Source organism: Acidovorax sp. FG48, from assembly GCF_057809085.1.
In genome coordinates this window covers 1-24,205 of record NZ_JBMDJH010000004.1, presented here as the reverse complement: position 1 = coordinate 24,205, position 24,205 = coordinate 1, and the positions used below count along the sequence as shown (strand labels likewise).

23 protein-coding genes and 2 pseudogenes are annotated in these 24,205 nt (G+C 59.8%); 15 read left to right on the top strand and 10 right to left on the bottom strand.

Annotated elements, in window-relative coordinates:
* Nucleotides 1–74: 74 nt before the first annotated feature.
* Nucleotides 75–3,119 carry a Tn3 family transposase gene (locus tag ACODSU_RS06890; RefSeq protein WP_488841067.1) on the top strand — a complete coding sequence of 1,015 codons (3,045 nt, stop codon included), beginning with the start codon at nt 75–77 and terminating at the stop codon, nt 3,117–3,119.
* Nucleotides 3,120–3,329: 210 nt separating this feature from the next.
* Here ACODSU_RS06890 and ACODSU_RS06885 read toward each other — a convergent pair whose 3' ends face one another.
* The 7 genes from ACODSU_RS06885 to merR form a co-directional block, all read right to left on the bottom strand.
* Nucleotides 3,330–3,596, bottom strand: coding sequence for a hypothetical protein (locus ACODSU_RS06885; protein WP_488841065.1), 267 nt, complete (start codon nt 3,594–3,596; stop codon nt 3,330–3,332).
* 31 nt (nt 3,597–3,627) lie between these two features.
* Nucleotides 3,628–4,644 carry a site-specific integrase gene (locus ACODSU_RS06880; protein WP_488841063.1) on the bottom strand — a complete coding sequence of 339 codons (1,017 nt, stop codon included), beginning with the start codon at nt 4,642–4,644 and terminating at the stop codon, nt 3,628–3,630.
* Nucleotides 4,645–4,665: 21 nt separating this feature from the next.
* A complete protein-coding gene (locus ACODSU_RS06875; RefSeq protein ID WP_488841061.1) occupies nt 4,666–4,866 on the bottom strand; it encodes a hypothetical protein in 201 nt (66 codons plus the stop codon).
* Nucleotides 4,867–4,871: 5 nt separating this feature from the next.
* Nucleotides 4,872–5,540 (bottom strand): cytochrome c biogenesis CcdA family protein, encoded by a 669-nt coding sequence (locus ACODSU_RS06870; protein WP_488841745.1) that lies wholly within the window; start codon nt 5,538–5,540, stop codon nt 4,872–4,874.
* 16 nt (nt 5,541–5,556) lie between these two features.
* Complete coding sequence (locus ACODSU_RS06865; protein WP_488841059.1) at nt 5,557–5,826, bottom strand: thioredoxin family protein; 270 nt, start codon at nt 5,824–5,826, stop codon at nt 5,557–5,559.
* The gene (locus ACODSU_RS06860) at nt 5,823–6,236 is read right to left on the bottom strand and encodes a heavy metal-responsive transcriptional regulator (protein ID WP_488841058.1); all 414 of its coding nucleotides are present in this window, start codon (nt 6,234–6,236) and stop codon (nt 5,823–5,825) included. Before ACODSU_RS06860 ends, ACODSU_RS06865 begins: the two co-directional genes overlap by 4 nt.
* Nucleotides 6,237–6,362: 126 nt before the next feature.
* Complete coding sequence (gene merR / locus ACODSU_RS06855; RefSeq protein WP_488841056.1) at nt 6,363–6,773, bottom strand: mercury resistance transcriptional regulator MerR; 411 nt, start codon at nt 6,771–6,773, stop codon at nt 6,363–6,365.
* Nucleotides 6,774–6,862: 89 nt separating this feature from the next.
* Here merR and ACODSU_RS06850 point away from each other — a divergent pair, with 89 nt between their 5' ends.
* The 12 genes from ACODSU_RS06850 to ACODSU_RS06795 all read left to right on the top strand — a co-directional run bounded on the left by ACODSU_RS06850 (nt 6,863) and on the right by ACODSU_RS06795 (nt 20,816).
* A complete protein-coding gene (locus ACODSU_RS06850; protein ID WP_419474878.1) occupies nt 6,863–7,219 on the top strand; it encodes a mercuric transporter MerT family protein in 357 nt (118 codons plus the stop codon).
* Between the two features lie 149 nt (nt 7,220–7,368).
* A complete protein-coding gene (gene merP, locus ACODSU_RS06845) occupies nt 7,369–7,659 on the top strand; it encodes a mercury resistance system periplasmic binding protein MerP (protein WP_419474877.1) in 291 nt (96 codons plus the stop codon).
* A 2-nt stretch (nt 7,660–7,661) separates the two neighbouring features.
* Nucleotides 7,662–9,326 (top strand): mercury(II) reductase, encoded by a 1,665-nt coding sequence (merA, locus tag ACODSU_RS06840; protein WP_488841743.1) that lies wholly within the window; start codon nt 7,662–7,664, stop codon nt 9,324–9,326.
* Nucleotides 9,327–9,386: 60 nt separating this feature from the next.
* A complete protein-coding gene (locus ACODSU_RS06835) occupies nt 9,387–9,767 on the top strand; it encodes a hypothetical protein (protein WP_488841053.1) in 381 nt (126 codons plus the stop codon).
* A gap of 287 nt (nt 9,768–10,054) precedes the next feature.
* Nucleotides 10,055–10,531: a hypothetical protein gene (locus ACODSU_RS06830; protein WP_488841051.1), complete on the top strand. Its 477-nt coding sequence runs from the start codon at nt 10,055–10,057 to the stop codon at nt 10,529–10,531.
* A gap of 133 nt (nt 10,532–10,664) precedes the next feature.
* Nucleotides 10,665–11,984, top strand: coding sequence for a TolC family protein (locus tag ACODSU_RS06825; protein WP_488841049.1), 1,320 nt, complete (start codon nt 10,665–10,667; stop codon nt 11,982–11,984).
* Nucleotides 11,985–12,008: 24 nt separating this feature from the next.
* Nucleotides 12,009–13,607, top strand: a complete 1,599-nt coding sequence (locus tag ACODSU_RS06820; protein ID WP_488841047.1) for an efflux RND transporter periplasmic adaptor subunit — start codon at nt 12,009–12,011, stop codon at nt 13,605–13,607.
* Nucleotides 13,604–16,783 (top strand): efflux RND transporter permease subunit, encoded by a 3,180-nt coding sequence (locus tag ACODSU_RS06815; protein WP_488841045.1) that lies wholly within the window; start codon nt 13,604–13,606, stop codon nt 16,781–16,783. Before ACODSU_RS06820 ends, ACODSU_RS06815 begins: the two co-directional genes overlap by 4 nt.
* 430 nt (nt 16,784–17,213) lie before the next feature.
* Nucleotides 17,214–17,681 (top strand): copper-binding protein, encoded by a 468-nt coding sequence (locus ACODSU_RS06810; protein ID WP_488841043.1) that lies wholly within the window; start codon nt 17,214–17,216, stop codon nt 17,679–17,681.
* Between the two features lie 84 nt (nt 17,682–17,765).
* Nucleotides 17,766–18,131, top strand: a complete 366-nt coding sequence (locus tag ACODSU_RS06805) for a copper-binding protein (RefSeq protein WP_488841041.1) — start codon at nt 17,766–17,768, stop codon at nt 18,129–18,131.
* A gap of 610 nt (nt 18,132–18,741) precedes the next feature.
* Nucleotides 18,742–19,416, top strand: a complete 675-nt coding sequence (locus ACODSU_RS06800; RefSeq protein WP_488841039.1) for a heavy metal response regulator transcription factor — start codon at nt 18,742–18,744, stop codon at nt 19,414–19,416.
* Entirely contained in the window at nt 19,413–20,816 is a 1,404-nt protein-coding gene (locus tag ACODSU_RS06795) for a heavy metal sensor histidine kinase (RefSeq protein WP_488841037.1), read from the top strand. Before ACODSU_RS06800 ends, ACODSU_RS06795 begins: the two co-directional genes overlap by 4 nt.
* Before the next feature lie 128 nt (nt 20,817–20,944).
* Here ACODSU_RS06795 and ACODSU_RS06790 read toward each other — a convergent pair whose 3' ends face one another.
* The 3 genes and pseudogenes from ACODSU_RS06790 to ACODSU_RS06780 all read right to left on the bottom strand — a co-directional run.
* Complete coding sequence (locus ACODSU_RS06790; RefSeq protein WP_488841035.1) at nt 20,945–21,163, bottom strand: CzcE family metal-binding protein; 219 nt, start codon at nt 21,161–21,163, stop codon at nt 20,945–20,947.
* Nucleotides 21,094–21,381: an IS66-like element accessory protein TnpA gene (gene tnpA, locus ACODSU_RS06785; RefSeq protein ID WP_488841033.1), complete on the bottom strand. Its 288-nt coding sequence runs from the start codon at nt 21,379–21,381 to the stop codon at nt 21,094–21,096. Before tnpA ends, ACODSU_RS06790 begins: the two co-directional genes overlap by 70 nt.
* Nucleotides 21,382–21,734: 353 nt before the next feature.
* Nucleotides 21,735–22,307: pseudogene (locus ACODSU_RS06780) on the bottom strand (IS110 family RNA-guided transposase); the annotation flags it as partial.
* A gap of 116 nt (nt 22,308–22,423) precedes the next feature.
* Between ACODSU_RS06780 and istA the strand changes: the two are divergent.
* Together istA and ACODSU_RS06770 are read left to right on the top strand one after the other, a co-directional pair.
* Nucleotides 22,424–23,935: an IS21-like element ISVapa4 family transposase gene (gene istA, locus ACODSU_RS06775; protein ID WP_488841031.1), complete on the top strand. Its 1,512-nt coding sequence runs from the start codon at nt 22,424–22,426 to the stop codon at nt 23,933–23,935.
* A pseudogene (locus tag ACODSU_RS06770) lies at nt 23,928–24,149 on the top strand (ATP-binding protein); the annotation flags it as partial. The gene istA and the pseudogene ACODSU_RS06770, both read left to right, overlap by 8 nt.
* Nucleotides 24,150–24,205: the final 56 nt, after the last annotated feature.

Here is a 24,205-nt window from a genome sequence, read left to right as displayed (position 1 = left end):
AGTCAAGCGCAAACACAGGGCACCTGCGGCCGAGTGCCCGTATAGTGGCTCGCAATCCAGTCTTTGGAGGCGCTATGGCGAGCTATCGGTACAAGTTCCTCGGCAAGCAACAGCTTCCCTCAAAGATGACGGAGGCGGAAGCGATCGAGCACTGCAGGCTTAGTGACGAACAGCTCGCAGCGATCCCCATCGTAAGCCGCGTCGATGACGATGGCAACGCGAAGCGCGGCCGGCCACCTCTAGATTTGCGCCTAGGCTACGCCCTTCAGCTCATGTTTCTTGGACTGACTGGCAGGTTGGCCGGCGTGACGGACAGCTTTCCGGCCAACATGGTCAAGGTGCTGGCCAACCAATTGGGGACGGATGCCACGGCCATCGCGACCATCAAGTCGATCTACCGTGGCAAGGCCGGTCCCCAGGCCGAAGGTTCCGTCGAACGCCGGTTGCGCGAGCAGCGCACATGGGCACGGCAGACGCTGGGGTTTGAGGGCTTTGCGCCTGAAATAGAAAGGGAGCTGGCCGCCACGCTCACCATGCGCGCACGGGACGCAGCGAGTCAGGCCGAGTTGGTGACCTTCGCCGAGGAATGGCTCTACGAGCGCAGGATCGTCCTGCCCGGCGTCTCGACGCTGGAGGACCGAGCCAATGCAGCCTTTCGCGCGATCGAAACCCTCGCGATGGAGGTCATCAACGGCGCGGTCAAGCCGGCCCGGCAGCGCGCGATCTTGAAGATTATGTTTGACCAAGGGCCGTCGGAGGACTCCACTGTCCTCGAATGGCTCAAAACCTCGGCGGGCAAGCATGGGGTCAAGAATCTGGAGGAAGTGTCCTCGCGCGTCGACTACCTGAAGACACTCGGCGTCGCTGATTGGAACCTCACATCGCTCTCCCAGACGCGCATCCAGGCCTTCGCGCAGCGTGTTGCGCACCGACCTCCATCCGAGACCTCCCGCCGCGTGCTGGAGACGCAGATCGTGGAGGTCATCTGCTTCTTGAAAGCCACGCTCTGGGAGTTGACAGACGAAGCCATTTTCCGGATGGGCCGGCGCACCGGCGATCTGGTGCGCATGGGTGCGAAGCGCGTGCAGTCCAAGCAGGCCAGCCGCAGTGGCATCTACCGCGAGTCAGTTCAGTCCATGCTGAACCTAGCGCAGGACGCGGACAAAACCGCAGAAGAGCGGATCGTGGAGATCGTCAGGGTTGCCAGGGAGGTGTTGAATATGCCAAGGGTCAGCCATGCCGACATCGTGCGCGAAACGCTCGTGGAGCAAGGCGAGCGGGTCGCGACCGTGCTGGACACAGTGGACTGCCTCAACATCGAGGGCGACGAGAGCAAGAAGGATCTGACCCTCGTCGAACAGCTCAAGAAAATTCGCACCGAAGGCCTGAAGGAACTGCCCAAGGACTGGGACGTGTCAGGCATCGAAGCCGCCTGGCGTCCGCTCGTCGACGACGCGGATCGTGTCAAGGCGCTGAAGGCATTCAAGGCCTGTGCTCTGCTACGAATCCGCAAAGGCTTGCAGGGCGGGCGACTGTGGGTGCCGCACAGCGCCAACTTCCGTAGCCGCACCGACAGCCTCATTCCCGAGGAAGAGTGGGAGCGCGATCGTGAAACGTTTTGCACGGCTTTTGGCCTGGAGGTCGACCCGCAGGTCGCGATTGCGCGCCAGATGGCGTTGCTCAATGATGGCCTGCAGCGCGTCAAAGAAGGGCTGGCCAACGGCCTGCTTGAGATCGACGCGCAAGCTTGCGTTCGTCTGCCCGCATTGAACGCGATGGCGGAAGAACCTGAGCTCAAGAGAACGGCCCAGGCGGTGCAGCAGATGATTGGTCCCGTCCAGTTGCCAGACCTGATCCTGGAGATGGACGCCCAGACCCGCTTCAGCTCCAAGCTGCTAGGGCGCGATGCCAAAACGACCAGGGAGCTGATCGCCTTGTATGCCGCCCTGCTGGCCCACGGAACTGAGATCGATGCCAAGTCGGCTGCCGCCATGGTCAGCGGTGTCACCGTGGCCGAGGTAACTGCCGCCATGCGGCAGTTGGAAACTCCGGGCCGGTTGCGAGCTGCGAACAATGCCGTAGTCGCATACCAGCAGAGCATTCCCATCGTGAAACTTTGGAGCGATGGCACCAAGGCATCCGCCGACATGATGGCCATGGACACGACGAGGCACTTGGGCATTGCCCGCACCGATCCGCGGCGAAAAACCCCCGCTGCCGGGATCTACACCCACGTGCTCGGCAGCTACCCCGTCTTTTACGATCAGCCTATCGTGCTGCTCACGCGCCAGGGCGGCCCAGCGGTCGAAGGGGTCGAGCAGTACAACAGCTCCTGCGAGGACCGCATCAAGATTCAGCTGCTGGCGGTGGATACGCATGGCTACACGTACGGCGCGATGGCGCTGGCCAAGCATCTTCGGTTCGACCTCTGCCCGCAGCTCGCAGGACTGCCGGATTGCAAGCTCTGGGTGACACGCAAGACCGAGGTTCCCGAGGAGCTGGACGCGATCGCACTGACCAACGTGTCCGAGCGCGCCATCGTGCGCGGCTGGGACGTGATGCTGCGTTTGGTGGCGTCCATCCTGACTGGGCGGGTCAGCGTGGGCTGGGCGTTGGCGCGCAATGGCAGCGCAGCCATTGGCGACAAACTTCATCGTGCCCTGGATCATTACGGTCGGATGCTGCGGTCCGTGTACCTGTGCGACTACTTCACCAAAGAGCAGTTCCGCCGCGAGATCCATACCTTGTTGAATCGTGGCGAGTCGGTGCATCAGCTTCAGCGCGCCGTGTATTACGGTCGTATCGCCGCCGAACGCGGCCGTCGACGCGATGAGCTGCGAGCCATTTCGGGCTCGCATGTACTTCTCACAAACCTCATCATCGCGTGGAACACCAACAAGCTTAACGAGGTCGTCGCCAAGCTGAGGTCCGCCGGTGGTGGTGTTAACGACGACATTGTGCGGCGGCTGGGTCCGGTATTCTTCGGGAACATCAACTTCCGCGGTGTCATGAGCTTTTCTATCGAGAAGTACGCTGGCGTCCTGCTGAGCAAGTTGGAGGAGGAAACGCCCGCTGAAGCCAGGCGCCGCAAGCTGCGCCGGTTGCCCCAGATGTCATAGCCGTAGTTTTCGGAGTTGGTGCCATCACTCGCGCTGGTTGCTAGGTCGAGCTGATCCTGAGCTCTCGGCGTGGGCGGTGCGCAGGCCTTGCAACTTCGGCGCGTAGACGTGGCGGCTCAAGGTGATGGCGTTGAAAAGGATTCGCTGCTCTCACAGAAGCGTGGTCATTTACGGCAACGACCCCGTTTGGCTGCCTGTACACCCACCAACTCAATCCCAATGTGCATCGGTGGCGGGCTCATGAAACGAGGTTTCCCGCAGGCACGGGTTGTCTTCGGCAACGCGGCGCATGCCCTCCAGCAGCGTGCCGATCAGCTCGTTCAGCGCGTCGCGGGACGGATGAGGAATCGTGAGCTCGTACAGTGTGCTTTCGGTGTTCAGACGCTGCATGGCAAAACGTTCGAAGCAGGTCTGCTCGATCAGGCGGTGGGCGCGGGCCAGACCGAGCGACTGTTTGCTGAACCGGGCCAGGGTCATCGTGACACGCAAGATTGCCACAGGCCTTGTTTCATCGCCCGGTGGGTGCGCAATGCCCGCCAGCTTTGTCTTCAGGCTGCGGAGGCGGTATCAGTTGAGCTGCTGGCGCCGAAGCGATCAGGCCCTGCTCGAACCGAGCTTGCAGGCTGGAATCCGACGCATCGAGGTAGCGCATGGCCGATTTGACATCCTTCCAGCCGACGTATTCCATCAACTCCTTGATGTCCCAGCCGCTGGCGCGTGCCCAGCCGGCAAAGCCGCGACGCATGGAGTGGCTGCTGTATTCCTCAGGTGACTCGACGCCTGATTCGGCGAACAGACTGCGCAGCAAGGGGATCAGACTGTTGACGTGCAGGCTCTCCTCGGCAACATGGCCCCAGCGGTCAATCTTGCGGAATACCGGGCCCTCGCTCAGTCCAGCGAGGCTGACCCAGGCATTGAACGCAGTTACAGGACACAGTCGGGAGAGCGCCGGGCATCTGAAAACTCGGCCCTCACGCTGCCTGTCGCCTTTGCTGCGGCCCAGGTAGCAGGTCATGCCCTGGCCAGGGGTGACCTCGGTGTTCTCAACGCGCAGGTTGACCAGTTCGTCGGAGCGAAAGCCGCGCCAAAATCCGACAAGTATCAGGCTGCGGTCGCGCGTATGGCGCAGCGCGGCTGACTGGTCGCCGGACCGCTGCGCATTGGTGATAGCGGTATCGAGCCATTGATCGACTTGCTGAAGTACGGCCAGTTCGAGTGGGCGGGCGCGTTTTTCCCGCACGCTGTGAACGGAGCGAATGCCCTTGAGGACCTGACGCACCAAAGCCGATTTGGTGGGATCGGGAAATCCATGGTCGGTGTGCCACCGCGACAGCGCCGCCAGCCGTTGGCGCAGGGTGTTGATGGCCAGGGTAGCCGCATGGTCGGCCATGTAGCGGGCAATGGCGTCCGTTGTGGATGGCAGCAAACCCTTCCACTCAACTTCAAAATGGCGTATCGCCGAAGCATAGTTCCGGCGCGTGTTGTCGCTCTCGGCTGCCTCGATGTACTGAGCAAGCTGTGTCATTTTCCGGAATGATCGAGCCAGTCAGTGCAAGCCACGTCTGGGGAGGTGCTCCAGCAGTTCTTCCGATGCAAGTCCCTTTTGGCCATCATCTCCTTCTCTTTTGGCAATTGCTTCCAAGGCTTGAAGGAGGAACTCTGCCACTTCCCAGTCCTTCTCTGCACAAGCCAGTTTGAAAATTTTGCCTAGCTGATCCGCCAAGGCGGCATCGGTCATTACGTTCATCACTCTTACCCTGCAAGTGCGGGCACCATGAATAAGTAGGCGTTGAGCATGGACAAACCCACAAGCACCAGCACGATCCCGCTGCCCACATCGAAGGCGTGTTGATATCTCGCAAGCGGCTTCAGGCTTTCTAGCCAACCCATGGCCCAAGCTCCTGCCCCAATCGGGATGGTTCGTCCTAAAGCGAACGCAAGCAAGATGGTGGCTCCCAAGGCGGGTGATCCCAAAGCCGCCACCACACCGAGCAATGCCAACAAAGCCGGCGTGCATACGGGGCAGACAGCAATGGAAAATGGCACTCCCAAAGCAAATGCGCCCCATGATCCGGTAACACGCTTCGCCCTTAACGATAACGCCGGGAGCGGGAGCTTGATCCAACCAGTCCACAGCAGTCCCATCACAATCAGTACCGGGCCCAGCACCACGCCCCAATACCGTCCCAGCAGTTGCTCCACCCACTTGCCTCCAAGCGCAGCCATCACGCCCAAGAGGACGTGAGTCACGAGCAGACCAATGATGAACATGGTGGCGAATCGGAGTGCGGTAGGCCGCTCTCTGGCCCTGGTCACATACGCCAGCGACACAGGTATGGCCGCGATGGCGACTGGATTTACACTGAAAAATAGGCCCGCTAAAAATGCGACTCCAACGGCGGCGTACCTGGACTGTTCCACCGTTTGACGCAGCAATTCAGTGTCCACAGGCACCTCCAGCCGCACGTCGCTGCAGCTCTTTCGTTAATTGGGCCGCCGTAGGGAGCGAAGAGAAAGCAAGAGTACCGTCTACGACCACTGCCGGTAGGTTCAGGATGCCTACCTCAACTGCGTAGTCGAGCTCTGCCGCGACATCAACGTCACGCCAAATCACCCCGGGTACGGCGCTCTCAGCAGCCTGTCTGAGAGTTTCACGCGTAGCCTGGCAACTTTTGCACCCGCTGGTTTGAAAAAGCTCTACTTTCATGTGCGCAACCCGTCGATTTGGTCCATCGCACCCAGAATCGGGCAGTCGCCGATGGGGCGGCCTTGATCCGGGCAATTTACGATCAGGAACTCCAACGCATTGGACATGACCTTCATGGACCGAATCTTGGCTTCGAGCTGCAACTTCTTCTCGACGGCCAAGCGGCGTATGTCGTCGCAGCAAGCAGAGTCGTTACTGCGGAGCGTCAGCAGCTCATTGATCTCTGTTAGCGTGAATCCGCAGTGCTGAGCATGCTTGATAAAGCTCACCCGGGCTTGCGCGTCGTCACCATACAAGCGGTAGCCAGCCGGGCTTTTTGAGCTGGGCTGAAGCAGTCCTTCGCGCTCATAAAAGCGTAATGCGTTGGTACTCAAGTCAGTTAGGGTAGCTAGTTTCCCAATGGTAAGCATGGCATCCTTGTTCAAAAACCTACTTTAATCCTTACACCTAAGGCGAAGGTCAAGCTTTTTCGGCAGGGCCATCTGCCCCAGTAGCGCGTCAATGGGCCACCCTGATGCGGCAACACGTGTGGAAGTTTATTTATTGGTCGCGCTGAGTGCCAATGACTCAATGATGGGGCAACAGACTGCGGCGGGGCCGGCCTCGCATTTCTGCACCAGATTTTTCAGTGTTGATCGGATGCGCTTCAGATCGGTGATCCTTTCCTCCACAAGTTGCAGCTTGCGAACAGCCGCAGCGTGGGTCGGTCCGCAAGCGCTGGACTGTTCTAGAGCCAACAGGCCCACAACTTCCTCCAGTGAAAAACCCAGTGCCTGGGCGCGCTTCACGAAGCGGACGCGGGCGATGGTTGCCTCGTCGTAGTAACGAAAGCCCCCTGGCGATTTCGGCGGCTCCGTCAGCAGGCCTCGCCGTTGATAAAACCGAATGGTTTCCACATTCACGGCCGCAGCGGCAGCGACTTTTCCAATGGTTAGTTTTTGAGCCATAAACTTTTACAAAGAAGGTGGCAAAAGCGCTTGACTCTGTACTGTAGTACGGAGCTTACAGTTGCACATCGATTCATTTTTAGGACTCTATGGAACAAGACAAACTTGCCAAAACTACCCTCATCGGAGGTGGTCTGGCCGCGCTGGCAGCTTCCGCCTGTTGCCTCGGACCCCTGGTACTGGTCAGCGTGGGCGTTGGTGGAGCGTGGATTTCCACCCTTACCAAGCTCGAGCCCTTCAGGCCGCTCTTCATCGGCGTCGCACTGCTTTGCATGGTGCTGGCCTACCAAAAGATCTATCGGGCACCGGCTGCTGCCGACTGCGCGCCCGGCTCGGCATGCGCACTTCCGCAGACGAATTCCAGGAACAGAGCACTTTTCTGGGTGGTCTCGCTGCTTGTTGGTATCGCCCTGGCCTATCCGTACCTTGTGACGCTGTTGGAGTGATGACGGCAGTGATCAAAAACACCCTGTTTCGTTGCGCGGTTGGCGCCTTGGCTGTGGCCTTGCTCCTTTACCTGGGCATTCTGGGTTTGTTGCTCTCCATGCAGCGCCTCGGTTGCTGCCCTATTGTTCTCAACTACTAAGGAAAATTTATGTTCAAAACACTCCGTACCCTCGCGCTTGTGTGTGCCGCTGGCCTGTCGTCCATGGCAATGGCCGCCATACAAACGGTGACGCTGGATGTGCCGGGAATGACGTGCTCATCCTGCCCGATCACGGTCAAAAAGGCCTTGTCCAAGGTGGATGGCGTTCAGAAAGTCAAGGCCAGCTTTGAGAAACGCGAAGCCGTGGTCACGTTCGACGACCAGAAAACCTCGGTCGAAAAGCTCAGTCTGGCGAGCGCCAATGCCGGTTATCCGGCTACGCTGAAGGTGGTGAAATGAGCATGCAGACGCTTGATTTTCAGATCACAGGGATGACCTGCGACCACTGCGCATCGACGCTGCAGCAGGCGCTGGGCCAGGTGAGGGGGGTCCGCAGTGCAACGGTGTCCTATCCAGCGCGCCAGGCAACCGTTGCGCTGGATGCCGTAGTTCAAGCGGAAACGCTGATCAATGCAATCCGGGCCAAGGGGTTCGATGCCACGCTGCAGAGCGCAGCCGTCAAGGAGCCTGCATTTTCTGTCGCACCGCCGACGTCCGTTCCAGGTGCGGGCGCTGCACTGAAGGTCGTCATCATCGGCAGTGGCTCGGCGTCTTTTGCCGCAGCATTGCGAGCCGCAGAGGAAGGCGCGACGGTCACCATCGTCGAAGCGGGCGTGGTGGGCGGAACCTGTGTCAATGTTGGTTGCGTACCCTCCAAAATCTTGATTCGCGCAGCGCAAGTGGCGCATCAGCAGGCTCACCACCCATTTCATGCCATCGACAAACGCACGCCCCGGATCGACCGCGCGGCCTTGCTTTTGCAACAGCAGAGCCGTGTCGAGGAGTTACGCTACGCCAAATATGAAGCGATCCTCGAAACGAATGCGAGCATCACTTTGGTACGGGGCCGGGCTCGTTTTATCGATGCCCATACGATCGAGGTTTCGCATGAGGGTGCCGCTGCACAGCGGCTCATAGCCGATCGGGTCTTGATCGCGACCGGGCGCTCCCCCATCGTTCCAGGATTGCCGGGCCTGTCTGCGACCCCGTACTGGACATCGACCACAGCGCTGCTCGCCGATCGGACGCCCGAGCACCTGGTGGTCTACGGCGCCTCGGTTGTTGCGCTCGAACTTGCGCAGGCATTTTTGCGCCTCGGGTCCAAAGTCACGCTCATTGCACGCTCGACGCTGTTGTCAAAGGAGGATCCGGCGATCAGTGCCGGACTTCAGTCGGCTCTGGAAGTAGAAGGCATGCGGATTCTGACCCGCACGCAGATTCAAACTGTGAGCCACGACGGCACCGATTTCCACATCGACACCGGCACCGAGAAGCTCAAGGGCGATCGCTTGCTGATAGCGACGGGCCGGCAAGCCAATACAGCGAACCTGGGGTTGGAGCTTGCGGGCGTTGCCGTGGATAGCTCTGGCGCTGTCGTGATCGACGAACACATGCGCACCTCGGTCTCCCATATCTTTGCCGCCGGGGATTGCACCAACCAGCCGCAATACGTCTACGTTGCGGCCGCCGCAGGAACACGTGCGGCACGCAACATGATGGGGGGCAATGCGGTGCTGGACCTGACGGCCATGCCGGCAGTCGTCTTCACCGATCCGCAGGTGGCAACCGTGGGCTTGAGCGAAGACCTGGCAAGAGCCGAAGGCTTCGAGGTTGACAGCCGGACCCTGGCGCTGGAGAACGTACCGCGCGCGCTAGCGAATTTCGACACCACCGGCTTCGTCAAGCTGGTGTCCGACAAGACGACCGGACGCCTGATCGGCGCCCAAATCCTGTCGGCCGAAGCGGGCGAGATGATTCAGACGGCGGTGCTCGCCATTCGCAACCGGATGACGGTGCAGGAACTGGGCGATCAGATGTTTCCCTATTTGACGATGGTGGAAGGCCTGAAGCTGTGTGCCCAAACATTTTTCAAAGACGTGAAGCAGTTGTCGTGCTGCGCTGGGTGAATGCACATGACCACCAACAATTTCAGTTTGAGGATGCAGGGCTTCGTTGATCGCTGAAGCATGGAAAAGCACCCCATTGAAGATTCGTGGCTGCGTCGCATGGGGACTTTGCATTTTGTCCATATCGACTTCCGGGGTGTGTTCCGCTTTTCCATCGCGCGCTACGCCAGAGCACTTTTGCGACTCCCCAGCATCGCGAAAGACCGGCTGATCCTCGACCAACAAACCAAACCCATCAGAAGAGGCTCAGGGTCGTTTGCCCAAGCCCATCTGCCCTTCAAAAGACGGTTGGGGGCTTGGGAACGCGCGCGGATCAGCGGCGACCAAAAGCGATGCCGTTTAAATGACAGAACTGTAATCATTTGGTCAGAGTGCCGACGGCATCTTCTGCATACAGTCCACCACACCGAAAAAGCGAACCGTTGGTGCCCCAAAACCTGAGAGCGGTGACACCGTGAAATTGAAGAGAAAGAAGCCTACCGCCACGCTCCACATTCTGGACATCTTGGGCAGTAGCTGCTGCTAGTCTGGAACTTGTCCCGACTAGCAAGCAATGGGTTCTCACTCTGATCTTCAATCGACGTAAAGACATCCTTAGCCCAGCGCCGTTTCTTCAACTGAGAACCCATCGTGCAAGCGTTCGCCCCCGTCATTCGCGAAGTCACTCACGTCTGCGGCGTCACGTCGAGGACCGCCGTTTTGCGCGGCCGCCTTTCTGGGCTAAGGCGATGACACTATTCAGCTCGCTGCGGCGTCCAGTCATCCGCTCGATGATTGGCGTCTTGATGTTTGCTCAAATGGCCATCGCGGCGTACGCCTGCCCAAACCTACCCAAAGCAACACTTGCGGGCGCAGGCGCGGGCATGCAATCGCAAGTACAAGAGGTCATGCCCGCCGACGCCAATCACTTGATTCAGGCCAGCCCGGCCATGGGAGCAGCCAACGCTTCGCACTCCATGCCAGTGGACTGTGAGGAGGTTGATGTAGAGGCTCCTAATCTCTGTGCTGAATATTGCAAACAAGGTCAGCAACGCGCCGATCACACTCCGAATTCGACGATTGCACCGGTAATTCTCACTGAGCTGTACAGCGTGATGCAAAGCACGGCGGCGCCTATGGCCGAGGCTGCCTATTACGTACCTGGGATGCTTTTGCAGGCTGAGGGCCCTCCGCACGCGATAGAGCACTGCTGCCTTCGAACCTGATCTCCCCCGAATAGCGAGCCAAGCATGGCCCTGCGGCCTATGCTTGTCGCGCCGGTTCGGCCCTTTGACGCTTGCCTTTGGCAAGGCGCCAGACGGCTGAAGAACGACGCCCCTCATTGTTTGGAGATTGGTCATGTGTCTCAATAAAGCTATCTGTCGACGGCGGAGCCAGTCGGCCATCCGCAGTTCGTTGCTGGGCGCCTTGCTCGGTATCGCCTTCAGTACCGGCGCCTTCGGGCAAACGCCCGGTGCCGGTGCTCTGTCGCTGCAAGACGCTTTGCGGCTGGCACGGGACCGTTCGCAGCAGTTGTCCGCCCAGGATTCTCTTGCCACGGCGTCGCGCGAAATGGCCGTCGCTGCGGGTCAGCGACCCGATCCCATTTTTCGTGCAGGAATAAACAACCTGCCGGTGAACGGCGAGGATCGCTTCAGCCTGACGCGCGACTTCATGACCATGCGTTCCGTGGGCTTGATGCAGGAACTCACACGAAGCGATAAGTTGAGGGCTCGGTCGTCACGCTACGAAAAGGAAGCCGAAGCGGCCGAGGCAGGTCGTTCCCTAGCGCTGACGAAGCTGCAGGCCGGCACCGCGTTCGCTTGGCTGGATCGGTATTTTCAGGAGCGCATGCGCGAGGTGCTGCTTCAGCAGCGCGACGAGGCCAAGCTCCAAATTGAAGCGGCAGATGCCACCTACCGCGGGGGCAAGGGCAATCAGGCGGACGTCTTCGCGGCCCGCTCGGCGGTGGCGCAAATTGAGGATCGCATCGTCCAGGTGGATCGACAGATCGCAACGGCCACCACCGCGCTCGTGCGCTGGATCGGAACGCCGGCGACGGCTTCCATCGGGTCCCTGCCGAAGTTAGATCGGGTCGCACTGACCCCACAGGATCTGGAAACGCGCCTGGCCCACCACCCGCAGCTCCAGTTGATGCTCAAACAAGAGGAAACGGCGCAAGCCGAAGCAGAGATCGCCCGCACCAACAAGAAGTCGGACTGGACGGTGGAGGTCATGTACAGCCAGCGCGGCTCCGCCTATTCCAACATGGTGTCGGTGAACGTATCGGTGCCGCTGCAGTGGGACCAGAAGAGCCGGCAAGACCGAGAGCTGGCATCCAAGCTGGCCATGGTCGAGCGCATGCGAGCTGAACGCGAAGAGGCGACCCGCAGCCACGTATCGGAAGCGATGGCAATGCTGCAAGAGTGGCAAAGCGATCGCGAACGCTTGCTCCGTTACGACAACTCGCTCATTCCGTTGGCGGCCGAGCGCACGCGGGCTGCGATCGCCAGCTACCGGGGAGGCGCCGCTCCCCTCTCTGAGGTGCTGGAGGCGCGTCGCGACGAAATTGATGTCCGAATGGAGCGCATCCGCCTCGAGATGGATGCCGCGCGCCTGTGGGCGCAGCTGAACTATTTGATCCCCGAAGGCCATGCAGCGAGCGCAACGAGCCCTTGAAGACCTGAACACCGGAGAAATTTCATGAAACTCAAACTCCTCGTCCTTGGACTCGTCACCACCGGTGTGCTCGTCGCAAGTGGCTACGGGCTGTACTCGCTTGGCAAACGCCAGGGCAGCGATGGTTCGGCCTCACCGACGCCAGCGGTCTCCAATGCACCTGGTGACAAGATGGACCCCTCTTCAGAAAAGAAGGTGCTGTATTGGCATGACCCGATGGTGCCGACCCAAAAGTTCGACAAGCCGGGCAAATCGCCATTTATGGATATGCAATTGGTACCGGTCTACGCAGGTGAATCCGGCGACGAAGGAACGGTTTCCGTAAGCCCTCGCGTTCAGCAGAATTTGGGAATCCGCACCGCCGAGGTGACGCGTGGCGAAATGACGTCGCGCGTGGAAGCTGCAGGCAGCATCGCATTCAATGAGCGAGATCAGACGTTTGTGCAAGCAAGATCGACAGGCTTCGTCGAAAAACTGTTTGTTCGTGCGACTCTTGACCCTGTCAAGAAGGGGCAGCCCCTCGCTGAGCTGTACGTCCCGGACTGGATCGCTGCGCAGGAAGAGTTTCTCTCTGTGCGCCGCATGCAGGGAACAGATCTGGCGGTGCTCGTTGACGGCGCACGCCAGCGCATGCGACTGGTGGGTATGACGGACGACCAGATCAAGCTGGTTGAGCGCGCTGGCCGGGTTCAACCCCGCATCATTTTGGTCGCGCCCACCAGTGGCGTGATCGTCGAGCTGACGGCGCGTGAGGGCATGACCGTCATGCCGGGTTCACCGCTGTTTCGCATCAACGGCCTGTCGACGGTGTGGGCTATCGCGGATGTGCCAGAGAGCCAGTCGGCGCTGTTGCGTCCAGGGACTGTTGTGGAAGCTCGTTCGCCGGCACTGCCGGACACGGTGTTCAAGGGCAAGATCCAAGCAGTCCTACCGGAAGTCAACCAGGGCACACGCACGATCAAGGCCCGCATCGAACTGGCGAACCCCCAAGGGCGGCTTGCCCCGGGCATGTTCGTGAGTGTCGCTCTGAATGCAAAGCCTGAGCAAGGGCTGATGGTCCCGACCGAGGCGATCATCCAGACCGGACGCAGGCTGGTGGTCATGATCGCGGAAGGTGATGGCAAGTTCAGGTCGGTGGACGTAGAGATAGGCAACGAATCCAACGGTCAGACCGAAATCACGCGGGGCTTGCAGGCGGGCCAGATGGTGGTGACCTCCGGCCAGTTCCTAATCGACTCCGAGGCCAGCCTCCGGGGTACCACCACGCGCATGGAAGGCACAGGCCAGCCTTCTGGTGGTGAGGCCGCAGGTAGCACCGCCGCATCCAGCGAGCACAGCGGCAAGGCCAAGATCGAATCCATCGAGAAGGACGCTGTCACGCTGTCGCATGATCCGATCCCTTCTATGAAGTGGAGTGCCATGACGATGGACTTCGGCAAGCCGGCTGGCGGCATTCCTGATGGCCTCAGACCTGGCCAGACCGTTGACTTCGCGTTCACGATGAACAAGGAAGGCCTCCCGGTGCTGACGCGGATAGAACCCGCTGGCGCAGGCGCAATGTCCATGCCCAGTTCGGGCACCAAGGACACGATACCGATGGGCGCAATGGGACAAAAGCAATGATCGCCAAATTGATTCGCTGGTCGATCGTCAACCGGTTCATGGTGTTGCTGGCCACAGTGATGATCAGCGCCTGGGGCGTGTACTCGGTGATGCGTACTCCGCTGGATGCGCTGCCCGATCTCTCGGATGTGCAGGTCATCATCCGAACCAGTTACCCGGGGCAGGCTCCTCAGATCGTCGAGAACCAGATCACCTATCCGATGACCACAACGATGCTCTCAGTCCCCGGGGCAAAGACGGTGCGTGGTTTCTCGTTCTTTGGCGACTCGTTCGTCTATGTTCTGTTTGAAGACGGCACAGATCTGTATTGGGCCCGCTCTCGGGTGCTCGAATATTTGAACCAGGTTCAATCCCGCCTTCCACCCAGCGCGAAGGCGTCGCTTGGCCCCGATGCAACAGGAGTGGGCTGGATCTACTCCTATGCGCTGGTGGACCGAAGCGGCAAACACGACTTGGCGCAACTCCGCGCTCTTCAGGACTGGTTTCTTAAATACGAACTGAAGACCGTTGCCAACGTCGCAGAAGTGGCCTCGATCGGGGGTATGGTCAAGCAGTATCAGGTGGTGCTCGATCCGGATCGGCTGCGCGGCTACAAACTGACGCACAGCGAAGTGGTGGAAGCAATTCAAAAATCCAACCAGGAAAGCGGAGGCTCGGTCCTCGAGTTGGGTGAGGCCGAGTACATGGTCCGCGCCTCGGGCTATCTCAAAACCCTAGAGGACTTTCGCAAGATACCGCTTTCGACCACCGACGCCGGCGTGTCCGTGCGTCTGGGCGATGTGGCCCGAATTCAAGTCGGTCCAGAAATGCGGCGTGGCATCGCTGAGCTCGACGGCGAAGGCGAAGTTGCTGGCGGCGTCATCGTGATGCGCTCGGGGAAAAATGCGCTGGAGACAATTCAGGCGGTGAAAGACAAGCTTACAAGCCTGCAGTCCAACCTGCCAAAAGGCGTAGAGATCGTGCCGACCTACGACCGCTCTACCCTGATCGATTCAGCAATCCAAAACCTTTCGTTCAAACTGATCGAGGAGTTCCTTGTTGTCGCGGTGGTGTGTTTCATCTTTTTGTTTCACCTGCGCTCGGCCTTCGTTGCCATCGTGTCGCTGCCCATCGGCATCCTGGTCGCTTTCATCGTGATGCGGTATCAAGGCGTGAATGCCAACATCATGTCCCTGGGTGGCATCGCAATTGCCATCGGTGCCATGGTCGACGCGGCGGTCGTGATGATCGAGAACGCCCACAAGCATATTGAGAAGTGGCATCACGAGCACCCCGAGCAAAAGCTCCAAGGGGAGACGCATTGGCGCGTGATCGGCGATTCAGCCGCTGAGGTCGGACCGGCACTGTTCTTCTCACTGTTGATCATCACGCTGTCGTTTATTCCCGTTTTCACGCTGGAGGCGCAGGAAGGCCGACTGTTCGCGCCGTTGGCCTTCACGAAGACCTACGCGATGGCGGCCGCCGCAGGGTTGTCGGCGACGCTGATCCCAGTCCTCATGGGCTATTTGATTCGGGGAAAGATCCCCGACGAGAACAAGAACCCGCTCAATCGCTTCCTGATTGCGGTCTACCGTCCGCTTCTCGATGCGGTGCTCAAGGCGCCGAAGCTAACGATCGGCGTGGCGGGGGTGCTTCTGGTGGCCAGCCTCTGGCCGCTGCAGCACATCGGCGGCGAGTTTATGCCTGCGCTGGACGAGGGCGATCTTCTGTACATGCCCTCGGCACTGCCCGGACTCTCGGCGGGCAAGGCGTCTCAGTTGCTGCAGCAGACCGATCGCCTGATCAAGACCGTCCCGGAAGTGGCCACGGTGTTTGGAAAGGCAGGGCGGGCCGAGTCCGCGACCGACCCCGCGCCGATGGAAATGTTCGAGACCACCATCCAGTTCAAACCGCGCGATCAGTGGCGTGCTGGCATGACCCAGGACAAGCTGGTGGAAGAGCTGGATCGCATTGTCAAGGTTCCGGGCCTGTCCAACATCTGGGTGCCGCCGATCCGTAATCGAATCGACATGCTCGCCACAGGTATCAAGAGCCCGGTGGGCGTAAAGGTTGCGGGTGCCGACTTGGCTGAGATCGATCGGGTGACCGCACAGATCGAAGCCGTCGTGAAGAACGTGCCCGGAGTATCGTCCGCGCTCGCTGAGCGTCTGTCCGGTGGCCGGTACGTCGACATCAACATTGATCGTGATGCTGCGGCTCGGTTCGGAATGAACGTGGCGGATGTGCAATCCATCATCGCATCTGCAATCGGTGGCGAAAACATAGGCGAAACGGTCGAAGGCTTGTCCCGCTTCCCGATCAATGTGCGGTATCCCCGCGAGTACCGAGACTCGGTTGAGCGGGTGCGGCAGCTGCCGATCGTGACCAAACGTGGTGCCAGCATCTTGCTGTCGGACATCGCGAAGATCGAGGTGGTCGATGGCCCGCCGATGCTCAAGAGCGAGAACTCACGCCTTTCGGGCTGGATTTACGTCGACATTCGCGGTCGTGACCTGCGTTCGGCCGTGAAGGACATGCAGCGTGCCGTGGCCGAACAGGTAACGGTGCCTGCGGGCTACTCGGTCTCCTGGTCGGGGCAGTTCGAGTTCCTCGAACGCGCCACTGCCAAGCTGAAGATCGTGGTGCCATTCACGTTGCTCATCATCTTTGTGCTGCTGTACCTTACCTTCAAGCGTTTTGATGAGGCAGCCCTGATCATGGCCACGTTGCCTTTTGCGCTCGTGGGCGGTATTTGGCTGCTGTACCTGCTGAGCTACAACCTGTCGGTGGCGGGTGCGGTGGGCTTCATTGCCCTTGCAGGCGTGTCTGCTGAGTTCGGCGTGATTATGCTGCTGTATCTCAGGCAAGCTTGGGATGAGCGAATTGCAAGGGGTACGACCAGCAACGATGACCTCCTGGATGCGATTCGCGAAGGTGCAGTCCTGCGCGTGCGCCCCAAGGCAATGACCGTCGCCGTAATTCTGGCTGGGCTGTTCCCAATCATGTGGGGATCGGGCACGGGCTCGGAGGTGATGCAGCGGATCGCTGCCCCCATGGTCGGCGGGATGATCACAGCGCCCCTGCTGTCCATGTTCGTGATTCCGGCGGTCTATTTTCTGATGCGCAGAGAGCGGGAAAAGCGAGAGAAGCGCGCGGCGAAGAGGGGATTCTGGAGGCGCAGCGGTGCTGAGGCGTGAATCTCGCAGGGCTTGTTCCACCTGCTTGGCTGCTGGGGTATCTCTGTTCCTGGTCTTACGCTCAGGTACGCGTCAGGCATTCCAATCGCGCGCTGTTGAGGTGCGGACGATGGCTGAGACAGTGCCGCAATGGGGGATAACGCGAAATCCGATCTCTACAGTTTTGGAGGTCATGTTTTGTGCGCGGTGTGATGCCGCTTCTGCAACAGTCGTACAGAACATCAGCGGGCAGGGAGGATGGCCGGAGAAAGCTCCGTGGCAGGAACGCTCGAGTTCGTTTCCCGACATCACTCTGCTCGCAGCCACCGGAGGTGGGCGGGCTTGATTGCCTGTGCACATAGCGTTCTGCCGGTGGCTCCATTGATCAACGGTTCGTTTTTATGACATGAGCACCACGATGTACCAACACTTCCAAAGAAAGGAAAAAGCAATGAAAACCAAACACATCGCATTTGCCGCCGTGTTGTGCACGGCGCTTGCACTGCCCGCGCTGGCACAGCCCTCCGCGCCGATGCCCTCAGGCGCGCGCGCCGTAGGTGCGAGCGCATTGGCCGTCGGCACGATCAGGGGAATAGATACCGCTCAACACATCTTGACCATTGAGCACCAAGCCATCCCCCGTATGAACATGTCCGGCATGACGATGGACTTTCAGTTGGATAAAAGTCTCTCACCTGAGGGCTTGCGCATTGGTCAGCCGATTGCCTTCATCCTCAGTCCGTCGAGCGACGGAATTGCCATCACCGAGATGCAGGTCATCCGTGCTTCGGAATCCACGCTGGGCGCATCGATGCCTCGCGGCAACATGAAAGATCACGACATGTCCGGCATGAAGATGAGCGGCATGGATAAAAAAATGATGACCAAATGCCACGAGATGATGATGAAGGCCCAATAAGCAACTGCCGATTCGTTTCAGCACAGGCCGCCGAACGGCGGCTTCAACCAATTCACCCCAACTTGCATTCAGTCAGGAGTTCTCATGAAAAAATTCACATGCAATTTTCTCGTCGCCGCCGTCTTGGTCCCCGCCGCCGTGCTGGCGCAACAGAAAATGGATGACATGAAAGGCATGGACATGTCCGGTTCAAAAGACATGAACATGCAAAAGAAGGCCGGGGCAGTGGGTGCCACTCACATAGCCATGGGCGAAGTCAAGACCGTCGACGCCAAGAGTCAAGTGGTGACGGTTGCGCATGAGCCGGTCAAAACGCTCAAGTGGCCGTCGATGACGATGGGCTTCGTTATTAGAGACAAGATGCTGATGGAAAAAATGGTCGTCGGCTCAAAAGTTCAATTTGAGTTCGTTCAAGAAAATGGCAAGTACATCGTCACCTCAGTGAAGTAGAGGAAATGTCAGAGCGATGATCCGCCGGGGGGCTGGCAAATGGGCATCGTCGCAATGATGCTCAACTCGCTCTGCGGGTCGATCCTCTCCTACTGGCTTTTCGGGAGTCTCACCTGGTCTGAAAATGATCTCTTCAGTTACATGGCTCTCACGTGCACTAGAAGAGATGCAGAGACGGTGCGGCCGGTTGGATCCTCACTCGTGCCAGAGCGTGATACCGATACTCCACTTTCGCAGGCCACGTCCGCCTTGGCCATGCCGCCCCGTCGGTTGCTCAAGCAGAGATATCGCCATTTTCACACTTTATCTTGGTACTAATGCTCGAGGATGCGCCGCATCCTTGGCAGGATTGGCTGCGACTGAGGTCAGAGAAGCAAGCTGCTCTGCCGGAAGAGTGACGGATACGCTCCGGTGGAGCTGGCACATCCCATTCCCATGATGATCCATTCAACGCCTCCGAGCCGATGACCATAAACGGAAGGAAGCCATCACTGAACAACATCAGGAACAAAAGGCATAGGTCCCGGGAGCCACACCATTCGGAGGCACTGGGTTATCTTGCGTAAATAGAAGCTCTCGGTTTGGAGCTTCCGCAAGACCCTTCAAAATCATGAAAATACTGTTGATCGAAGATGAAGCGAGTGCTGCGGCATACCTTAAACAGGGCCTTACCGAAAGCGGCTTCACGGCAGAGATTGCAACCAATGGAAGCGACGGCCTGCACGCGGCCATAAACGGAGACCACGATCTGGTAGTCCTGGACGTGATGCTGCCCGGCATTGATGGCTTTGCGGTGCTCTCTGCACTTCGAACGTCCAAGCAAACGCCGGTGCTGATGTTGACTGCGCGTTCCAAGGTCGATGACAAGGTCAAGGGATTCGATCTCGGCGCCGACGATTACCTTGTGAAGCCATTCCAGTTTCCAGAGCTGCTGGCGAGAATCCGCGCGCTCCTCAAGCGGGGGACTAAAGTGGCGAGCGACGACGTGCTGCGCGTCGCGGATATGGAAGTTGATTCCGTCAAACACCGCGCGACGCGTGCCGGCCAGCGCATCGACTTGTCGGCCAAAGAGTTCGCCCTGCTGGTGTTGTTCGTTCGCAGGAGCGGCGAGGTGTTGTCGAGAACGCAGATCGCTTCGCTGGTCTGGGACATCAACTTTGATTCCGCTACAAACGTGGTAGACGTGGCAGTGCGCCGTCTTCGCATCAAGATCGACGACCCCTTCCAGACGAAACTGATCCACTCAGTGCGTGGCGTGGGCTATGTCTTCGAGCCTCGGCCATGAGGATCAAAAGCCTTTCTGTTCGGCTCGCGCTGTGGGTCGGCCTGTTGGGCCTAATGCAGGGTGCCGGCGTTCTGTGGTTTTCCTATCTCACGATGCAACAGGAGTTGGGTTCACAACGGCGACTTGTGCTGCGTGACAAGATCGATCACGCCCAACAGTTGGTCGGCAATATGCCCAACGATGAGGCCATTCGCGCAAAGGCCTACGAGCTTGTGGACCTCGTCACTGGTCACGCCGAATTGCATCTTGCAATCGCCCGCCAAGGGTCACACGAGCTGACGGTTGCGTTCAGCCCTGAAGCCGCTGAATCGCTGAAGCGATTAAGGGAAGACACCTGGGGCACCGACGCATTCCTTGAATGGCGTTCGCAGAACAACGACGCGCCGATGCTGTCGCAGGCCGCCGCCGTGCAACTCAAGAGCGGTGAAACATACGAGATTGTTGTGACAGTCGAGCGCAGCGAGGATCAGCGTTTGTTACGCAATTTGCTGTTCACCGCGATGGCCGCGGCACCCTTGGGCTTGGCGTTGGTGGTTGGCAGTTCGCTGGCGATTGTCGTTTTTAGCCTGCGTCCGTTGCGACGCTTTCAACTGACCGCCACCGACATCACTGCCAGCAACCTTTCGGCGCGCATTGATTCCAAAGGCCTGCCGACCGAGCTCCAAGGACTTGGCCAAGCATTCAATGGCATGCTGGAGCGCCTGGACGATGGAGTGCGCCGATTGTCCGAATTTTCAGAGGATCTGGCGCATGAGCTCCGTACGCCGCTGGCAACGTTGCTCGGGCGCACCCAGGTGGTGTTGTTGCAGCCGCGCTCAGTCGAGCAATTGACGGACCTGCTTGAAGACAATGTTGACGAGCTTCAGCGGATGGGACGCCTTGTGTCTGACATGCTGTTTCTGGCGCAGGCCGACAATGCGCAAACCGCCCTTGAACGCGACGAACTCGATCTGGTCGAACAAGCGCGCACCGTCGCGGAGTTTCTGCAGCTGCTGGCCGACGAGCGCGGCATTGAGATCTTGGTGGAGGGTGGTGCGCGCGTATTCGCTGACGGCGGTCTGGTGCAACGGGCAATCACCAACCTGCTGTCCAACGCCGTGCGGCATGGTGCGCAGGGCATTCCGGTGATCCTAAACGTGTTCCATTCCGACGATTTTGAAGTTGCGCTGAGAGTGACCAACTTCGGGGAACCGATCCCGCGTGAACATCTGGAGCGGCTCTTCGACCGCTTTTATCGCGTTGACATTTCGCGTGCCCGAGATCTCGGCGGCACCGGACTAGGGCTGGCCATCGTCAAAGCAATCATGAGTCTTCATGGCGGGCGGGTTACGGCCAAAAGTAGTGTCAATGGCGAGACATGCTTCACCCTCTACTTTCCTCGAGGTCACAAGAAACGCTGACCAAACCCAGGGCTGAAGTATTTTGCGCGACAGTCCTGACCCCTAGTGTTCTTACCGCCGAGCGAGACAAAATCGCCCGCTCGGAGGTTGCGAAAAGGGCCGTTTTAGTTTGGTCAGCGTCGGATGTTTCAAGGACGATAAAGGGCGTTGCGGCCAACATAGACCTTATAGTCTGTTGCGCTGAATCCAGGGGGTGCAATTTTTGCCAAATCCAACGAGCGGTTTTGAACGCCATTGAAGGTCCACGCAAACTGGTTGGTCCCATCTGCCCGAAAAATCACCAGGTCACCGAGACGCTGGTGGCTCCACGGCGAAGATCGATGCGGATGTCTGGTGCAGGTACACATGCCGTCGGCGGCAGCGGCACCGGAACGAATGCGGGGGCCTCCAGTGCAGGCAGCGCCCTGCCATCTTGGCGGCGCCACTTATGCACGACATTGGCGTTGATGCCGTGCGACAAGGCGATGCTGGCCACCGATGCACCTGGCTCGGCGCACTTGGCAAGGATCTGCTGCTTGAGCTCGGCGCCGTACCGCCGGCGGGTCTTCTTCTTGGCTTCATTCATGGTGTCCACCTAATTGTTTGGTAGACACCATCGTTGCCGCTTACGCCAATGCATTCAAGGGTGGGATGGCCGCGCGTACATGAACGCCCCCTATGCCAGTCTCTCAATTCGTGACAACGCGAAGGTGAAGATTGCTCCCGTACATTCGGACTGTGAGTGCAGCTTTTGGCTGCGGTCCCTGATGGGATCTGCTGGTTGACGCCTCGATCGCTTACACGCACTCTGGGTGCCTCGCGCGGCGCGGGCTTGGTCAACCACGGTCTTACCTGTCTTGCCATCACTTCATGATCGCCTGAGCAATCGGTGGTATTTCTCCCTGAAGTTGTTTTACCTCTTCCGCGATTGGCCTTCGATCACGCGACCTCGGCCGCCTTCCTGTAACCCGTCTCGTAACGTCGATCATGGGCCAGCAACGCCCAGACGATTCGAGCATTCTTGTTGGCCAACGCAACCGCCGCGACATTCTTGTTGCGTCGCTGCACCACTGCGTTGACCCAGCTGCACGGGTCTGCCTTCTGTCCCGCGCGATAGATGACCGATCGCGCACCGTGTATCAGCAAGGTGCGCAAGTAGCTGTCGCCGCGCTTGCTCATCCCCAGCAGGTTCGACTTGCCTCCAGAAGAGTGTTGCCGGGGCACCAGGCCCAGCCAAGCCGCCAGTTGGCGGCCGCCGTCGAAGTTCTTCGCGTCCCCAATGGAGGCAACCAGCGCGCTCGCCGTGATGGGGCCGATGCCGGGCACTTGAGCGAGCCGGCTGCTGAGGTCGCTGCTTCGATGCCATGCCTGGATCTGTGCTTCGAGCTCTTCGACCTGGCGCCCGAGTTCCTTGAAGTGGTCGAGCAGTCGCTGGACGAGCACGCGGAAGGAGCCGGGGAGCTCGTTGTCGGCGTCTTCGATCAGTTCCGGCACCCTCGAAGCGATATAGCTGTTGGCGCCGACCGGAAACTGAGCCAGTTTTGTAGGTGGTGCCGAAGTAAAAGTGAGCCAGGTGTTCAACCTACCCTGCTGTTTATTTAAGCAGCGGGGTTCGAGGAGTGATCACCATGGACATGATTGGCAGGATCCGGCGGCTGCACGTGAGGGACAAGCTGTCGGAGCGCGAGATAGCGCGCATGACGGGGCTGTCGCGCAACACGGTGTCGAAGTGGCTGCGGGCACCGGTTGCCGAGGCACCGAAGTACCGGCGCGAAGCGCGCCCGAACAAACTCAGTGCGTTCGAGGCAACGCTGAAGCAGGCATTGACGGCCGATGCGCGACGGGCCAAGCACGAGAGGCGCACGGCACGTGCGCTGCACACCGAGATCAAGGCGGCGGGCTACGACGGCGGTTACTCGGCCGTCACTGACTTCGTTCGAGCGTGGCGCCAGGGCGAGGGACAGGCAGTCAACGTCACCGCGTTCGTTCCACTGACCTTCGAGCTCGGCGAGGCCTTCCAGTTCGATTGGAGCGAAGAAGGCCTGGTCGTCGGCGGCATCTACTACCGCATGCAGGTGTCGCACCTGAAGCTGTGCGCGAGCCGTGCGTTCTGGCTGGTGGCGTACCCGAGCCAAGGTCACGAGATGCTGTTCGATGCCCACACGAGGTCGTTTGCAGCGCTGGGTGGTGTGGCGCGCCGCGGGATCTACGACAACATGCGCACCGCCGTCGATAAGGTTCACAAGGGTAAGGGTCGCACCGTCAATGCCCGCTTCGCCGTGATGTGCGCGCACTACCTGTACGACCCCGACTTCTGCAACGTCGCCTCGGGCTGGGAGAAGGGACGCGTGGAGAAGAACGTACAGGACAGCCGTCGGCGCATCTGGATCGAGGCGGGCCGGCGCCGCTTCGGCTCCTTCGTCGAACTCAATGCCTGGCTGGCAGAGCGATGCCGAGCACTGTGGAACGAGGTGCGCCACCCCGAGCACAGCCAGTTCAGCGTGGCCGAGATGCTCGAGCACGAGCGGCCCCACCTGATGCCCATGCCGGAGCCCTTCGATGGCTATGTGGAGAAGCCGGCGCGGGTGTCGAGCACCTGCCTGGTGTCGGTGGCCCGCAACCGCTACTCGGTGCCCTGCGAGCTGGCCGGGCAGATGGTCAGCACGCGGCTGTATCCGGGCGGCATCGTGGTTGTTGCCGATGATGCGGTGGTCGCGCGACACGAGCGCCTGAGCGACGCGGGCGGCACCCGCTACGACTGGCAGCACTACATTCCGCTCATCCAGCGCAAGCCTGGTGCATTGAGGAACGGTGCGCCCTTCGCAGACATGCCCGAGGCACTGCAGCAACTGCGCCGCGGCCTGCTGCGCCAGGCCGGGGGAGATCGCGTGATGGCGCAGGTGTTGGCCATCGTGCCGACGGCGGGGCTGGACGCGGTGATCGTGGCGGTCGAGTTGGCGCTGGAGAGTGGTCCGCCATCGGGCCGGGTCAGCGTGGAGCACGTCGTCAATGTGCTCGGCCGGCTCACCGCACCGGCAGCACCGCAGAGTGCGCAGACGGCGCTGCAGATCGTCACGCCGCCGCTGGCCAACACGGCCCGATACGACGGCTTGCGTGGACAGGAGGTGGACCATGCGTGACGTGACAGTCGAACTCAAGGCGTTGCGCCTGCACGGCATGGCCAGTGCCTGGTGCGATCTGGCGGAGCAAGGTGCCGCGTCCGGCTTGGATGCCTCTCGCTGGCTGGTCGAGCACCTGCTGCAGGCGGAGACTACAGACCGTTCGATGCGTTCGGTCCAGCACCAGATGAACTCGGCGCGCTTCCCCGTGCACCGGGATCTGGCCGGCTTCGACTTGGGGTCTCCTCGTTTTCAGTGCAATAAGTGACGGTACGCAAAGCTAGCACTGGC

Excerpts from the sequence above, each read along its gene's own strand:
- ACODSU_RS06825 (WP_488841049.1), top strand. The coding sequence starts at position 10,665 with ATGTGTCTCAATAAAGCTATCTGTCGACGGCGGAGCCAGTCGGCCATC.
- ACODSU_RS06850 (WP_419474878.1), top strand. The coding sequence starts at position 6,863 with ATGGAACAAGACAAACTTGCCAAAACTACCCTCATCGGAGGTGGTCTG.
- ACODSU_RS06835 (WP_488841053.1), top strand. The coding sequence starts at position 9,387 with ATGGAAAAGCACCCCATTGAAGATTCGTGGCTGCGTCGCATGGGGACT.
- ACODSU_RS06890 (WP_488841067.1), top strand. The coding sequence starts at position 75 with ATGGCGAGCTATCGGTACAAGTTCCTCGGCAAGCAACAGCTTCCCTCA.
- ACODSU_RS06810 (WP_488841043.1), top strand. The coding sequence starts at position 17,214 with ATGAAAACCAAACACATCGCATTTGCCGCCGTGTTGTGCACGGCGCTT.
- ACODSU_RS06885 (WP_488841065.1), bottom strand. The coding sequence starts at position 3,596 with ATGACCCTGGCCCGGTTCAGCAAACAGTCGCTCGGTCTGGCCCGCGCC.
- ACODSU_RS06815 (WP_488841045.1), top strand. The coding sequence starts at position 13,604 with ATGATCGCCAAATTGATTCGCTGGTCGATCGTCAACCGGTTCATGGTG.
- ACODSU_RS06790 (WP_488841035.1), bottom strand. The coding sequence starts at position 21,163 with ATGTGTACCTGCACCAGACATCCGCATCGATCTTCGCCGTGGAGCCAC.
- ACODSU_RS06820 (WP_488841047.1), top strand. The coding sequence starts at position 12,009 with ATGAAACTCAAACTCCTCGTCCTTGGACTCGTCACCACCGGTGTGCTC.
- ACODSU_RS06800 (WP_488841039.1), top strand. The coding sequence starts at position 18,742 with ATGAAAATACTGTTGATCGAAGATGAAGCGAGTGCTGCGGCATACCTT.
- ACODSU_RS06875 (WP_488841061.1), bottom strand. The coding sequence starts at position 4,866 with ATGAACGTAATGACCGATGCCGCCTTGGCGGATCAGCTAGGCAAAATT.
- ACODSU_RS06860 (WP_488841058.1), bottom strand. The coding sequence starts at position 6,236 with ATGCTTACCATTGGGAAACTAGCTACCCTAACTGACTTGAGTACCAAC.
- tnpA (WP_488841033.1), bottom strand. The coding sequence starts at position 21,381 with ATGAATGAAGCCAAGAAGAAGACCCGCCGGCGGTACGGCGCCGAGCTC.
- merA (WP_488841743.1), top strand. The coding sequence starts at position 7,662 with ATGCAGACGCTTGATTTTCAGATCACAGGGATGACCTGCGACCACTGC.
- ACODSU_RS06880 (WP_488841063.1), bottom strand. The coding sequence starts at position 4,644 with ATGACACAGCTTGCTCAGTACATCGAGGCAGCCGAGAGCGACAACACG.
- ACODSU_RS06795 (WP_488841037.1), top strand. The coding sequence starts at position 19,413 with ATGAGGATCAAAAGCCTTTCTGTTCGGCTCGCGCTGTGGGTCGGCCTG.
- merR (WP_488841056.1), bottom strand. The coding sequence starts at position 6,773 with ATGGCTCAAAAACTAACCATTGGAAAAGTCGCTGCCGCTGCGGCCGTG.
- istA (WP_488841031.1), top strand. The coding sequence starts at position 22,424 with ATGGACATGATTGGCAGGATCCGGCGGCTGCACGTGAGGGACAAGCTG.
- merP (WP_419474877.1), top strand. The coding sequence starts at position 7,369 with ATGTTCAAAACACTCCGTACCCTCGCGCTTGTGTGTGCCGCTGGCCTG.
- ACODSU_RS06830 (WP_488841051.1), top strand. The coding sequence starts at position 10,055 with ATGACACTATTCAGCTCGCTGCGGCGTCCAGTCATCCGCTCGATGATT.
- ACODSU_RS06805 (WP_488841041.1), top strand. The coding sequence starts at position 17,766 with ATGAAAAAATTCACATGCAATTTTCTCGTCGCCGCCGTCTTGGTCCCC.
- ACODSU_RS06865 (WP_488841059.1), bottom strand. The coding sequence starts at position 5,826 with ATGAAAGTAGAGCTTTTTCAAACCAGCGGGTGCAAAAGTTGCCAGGCT.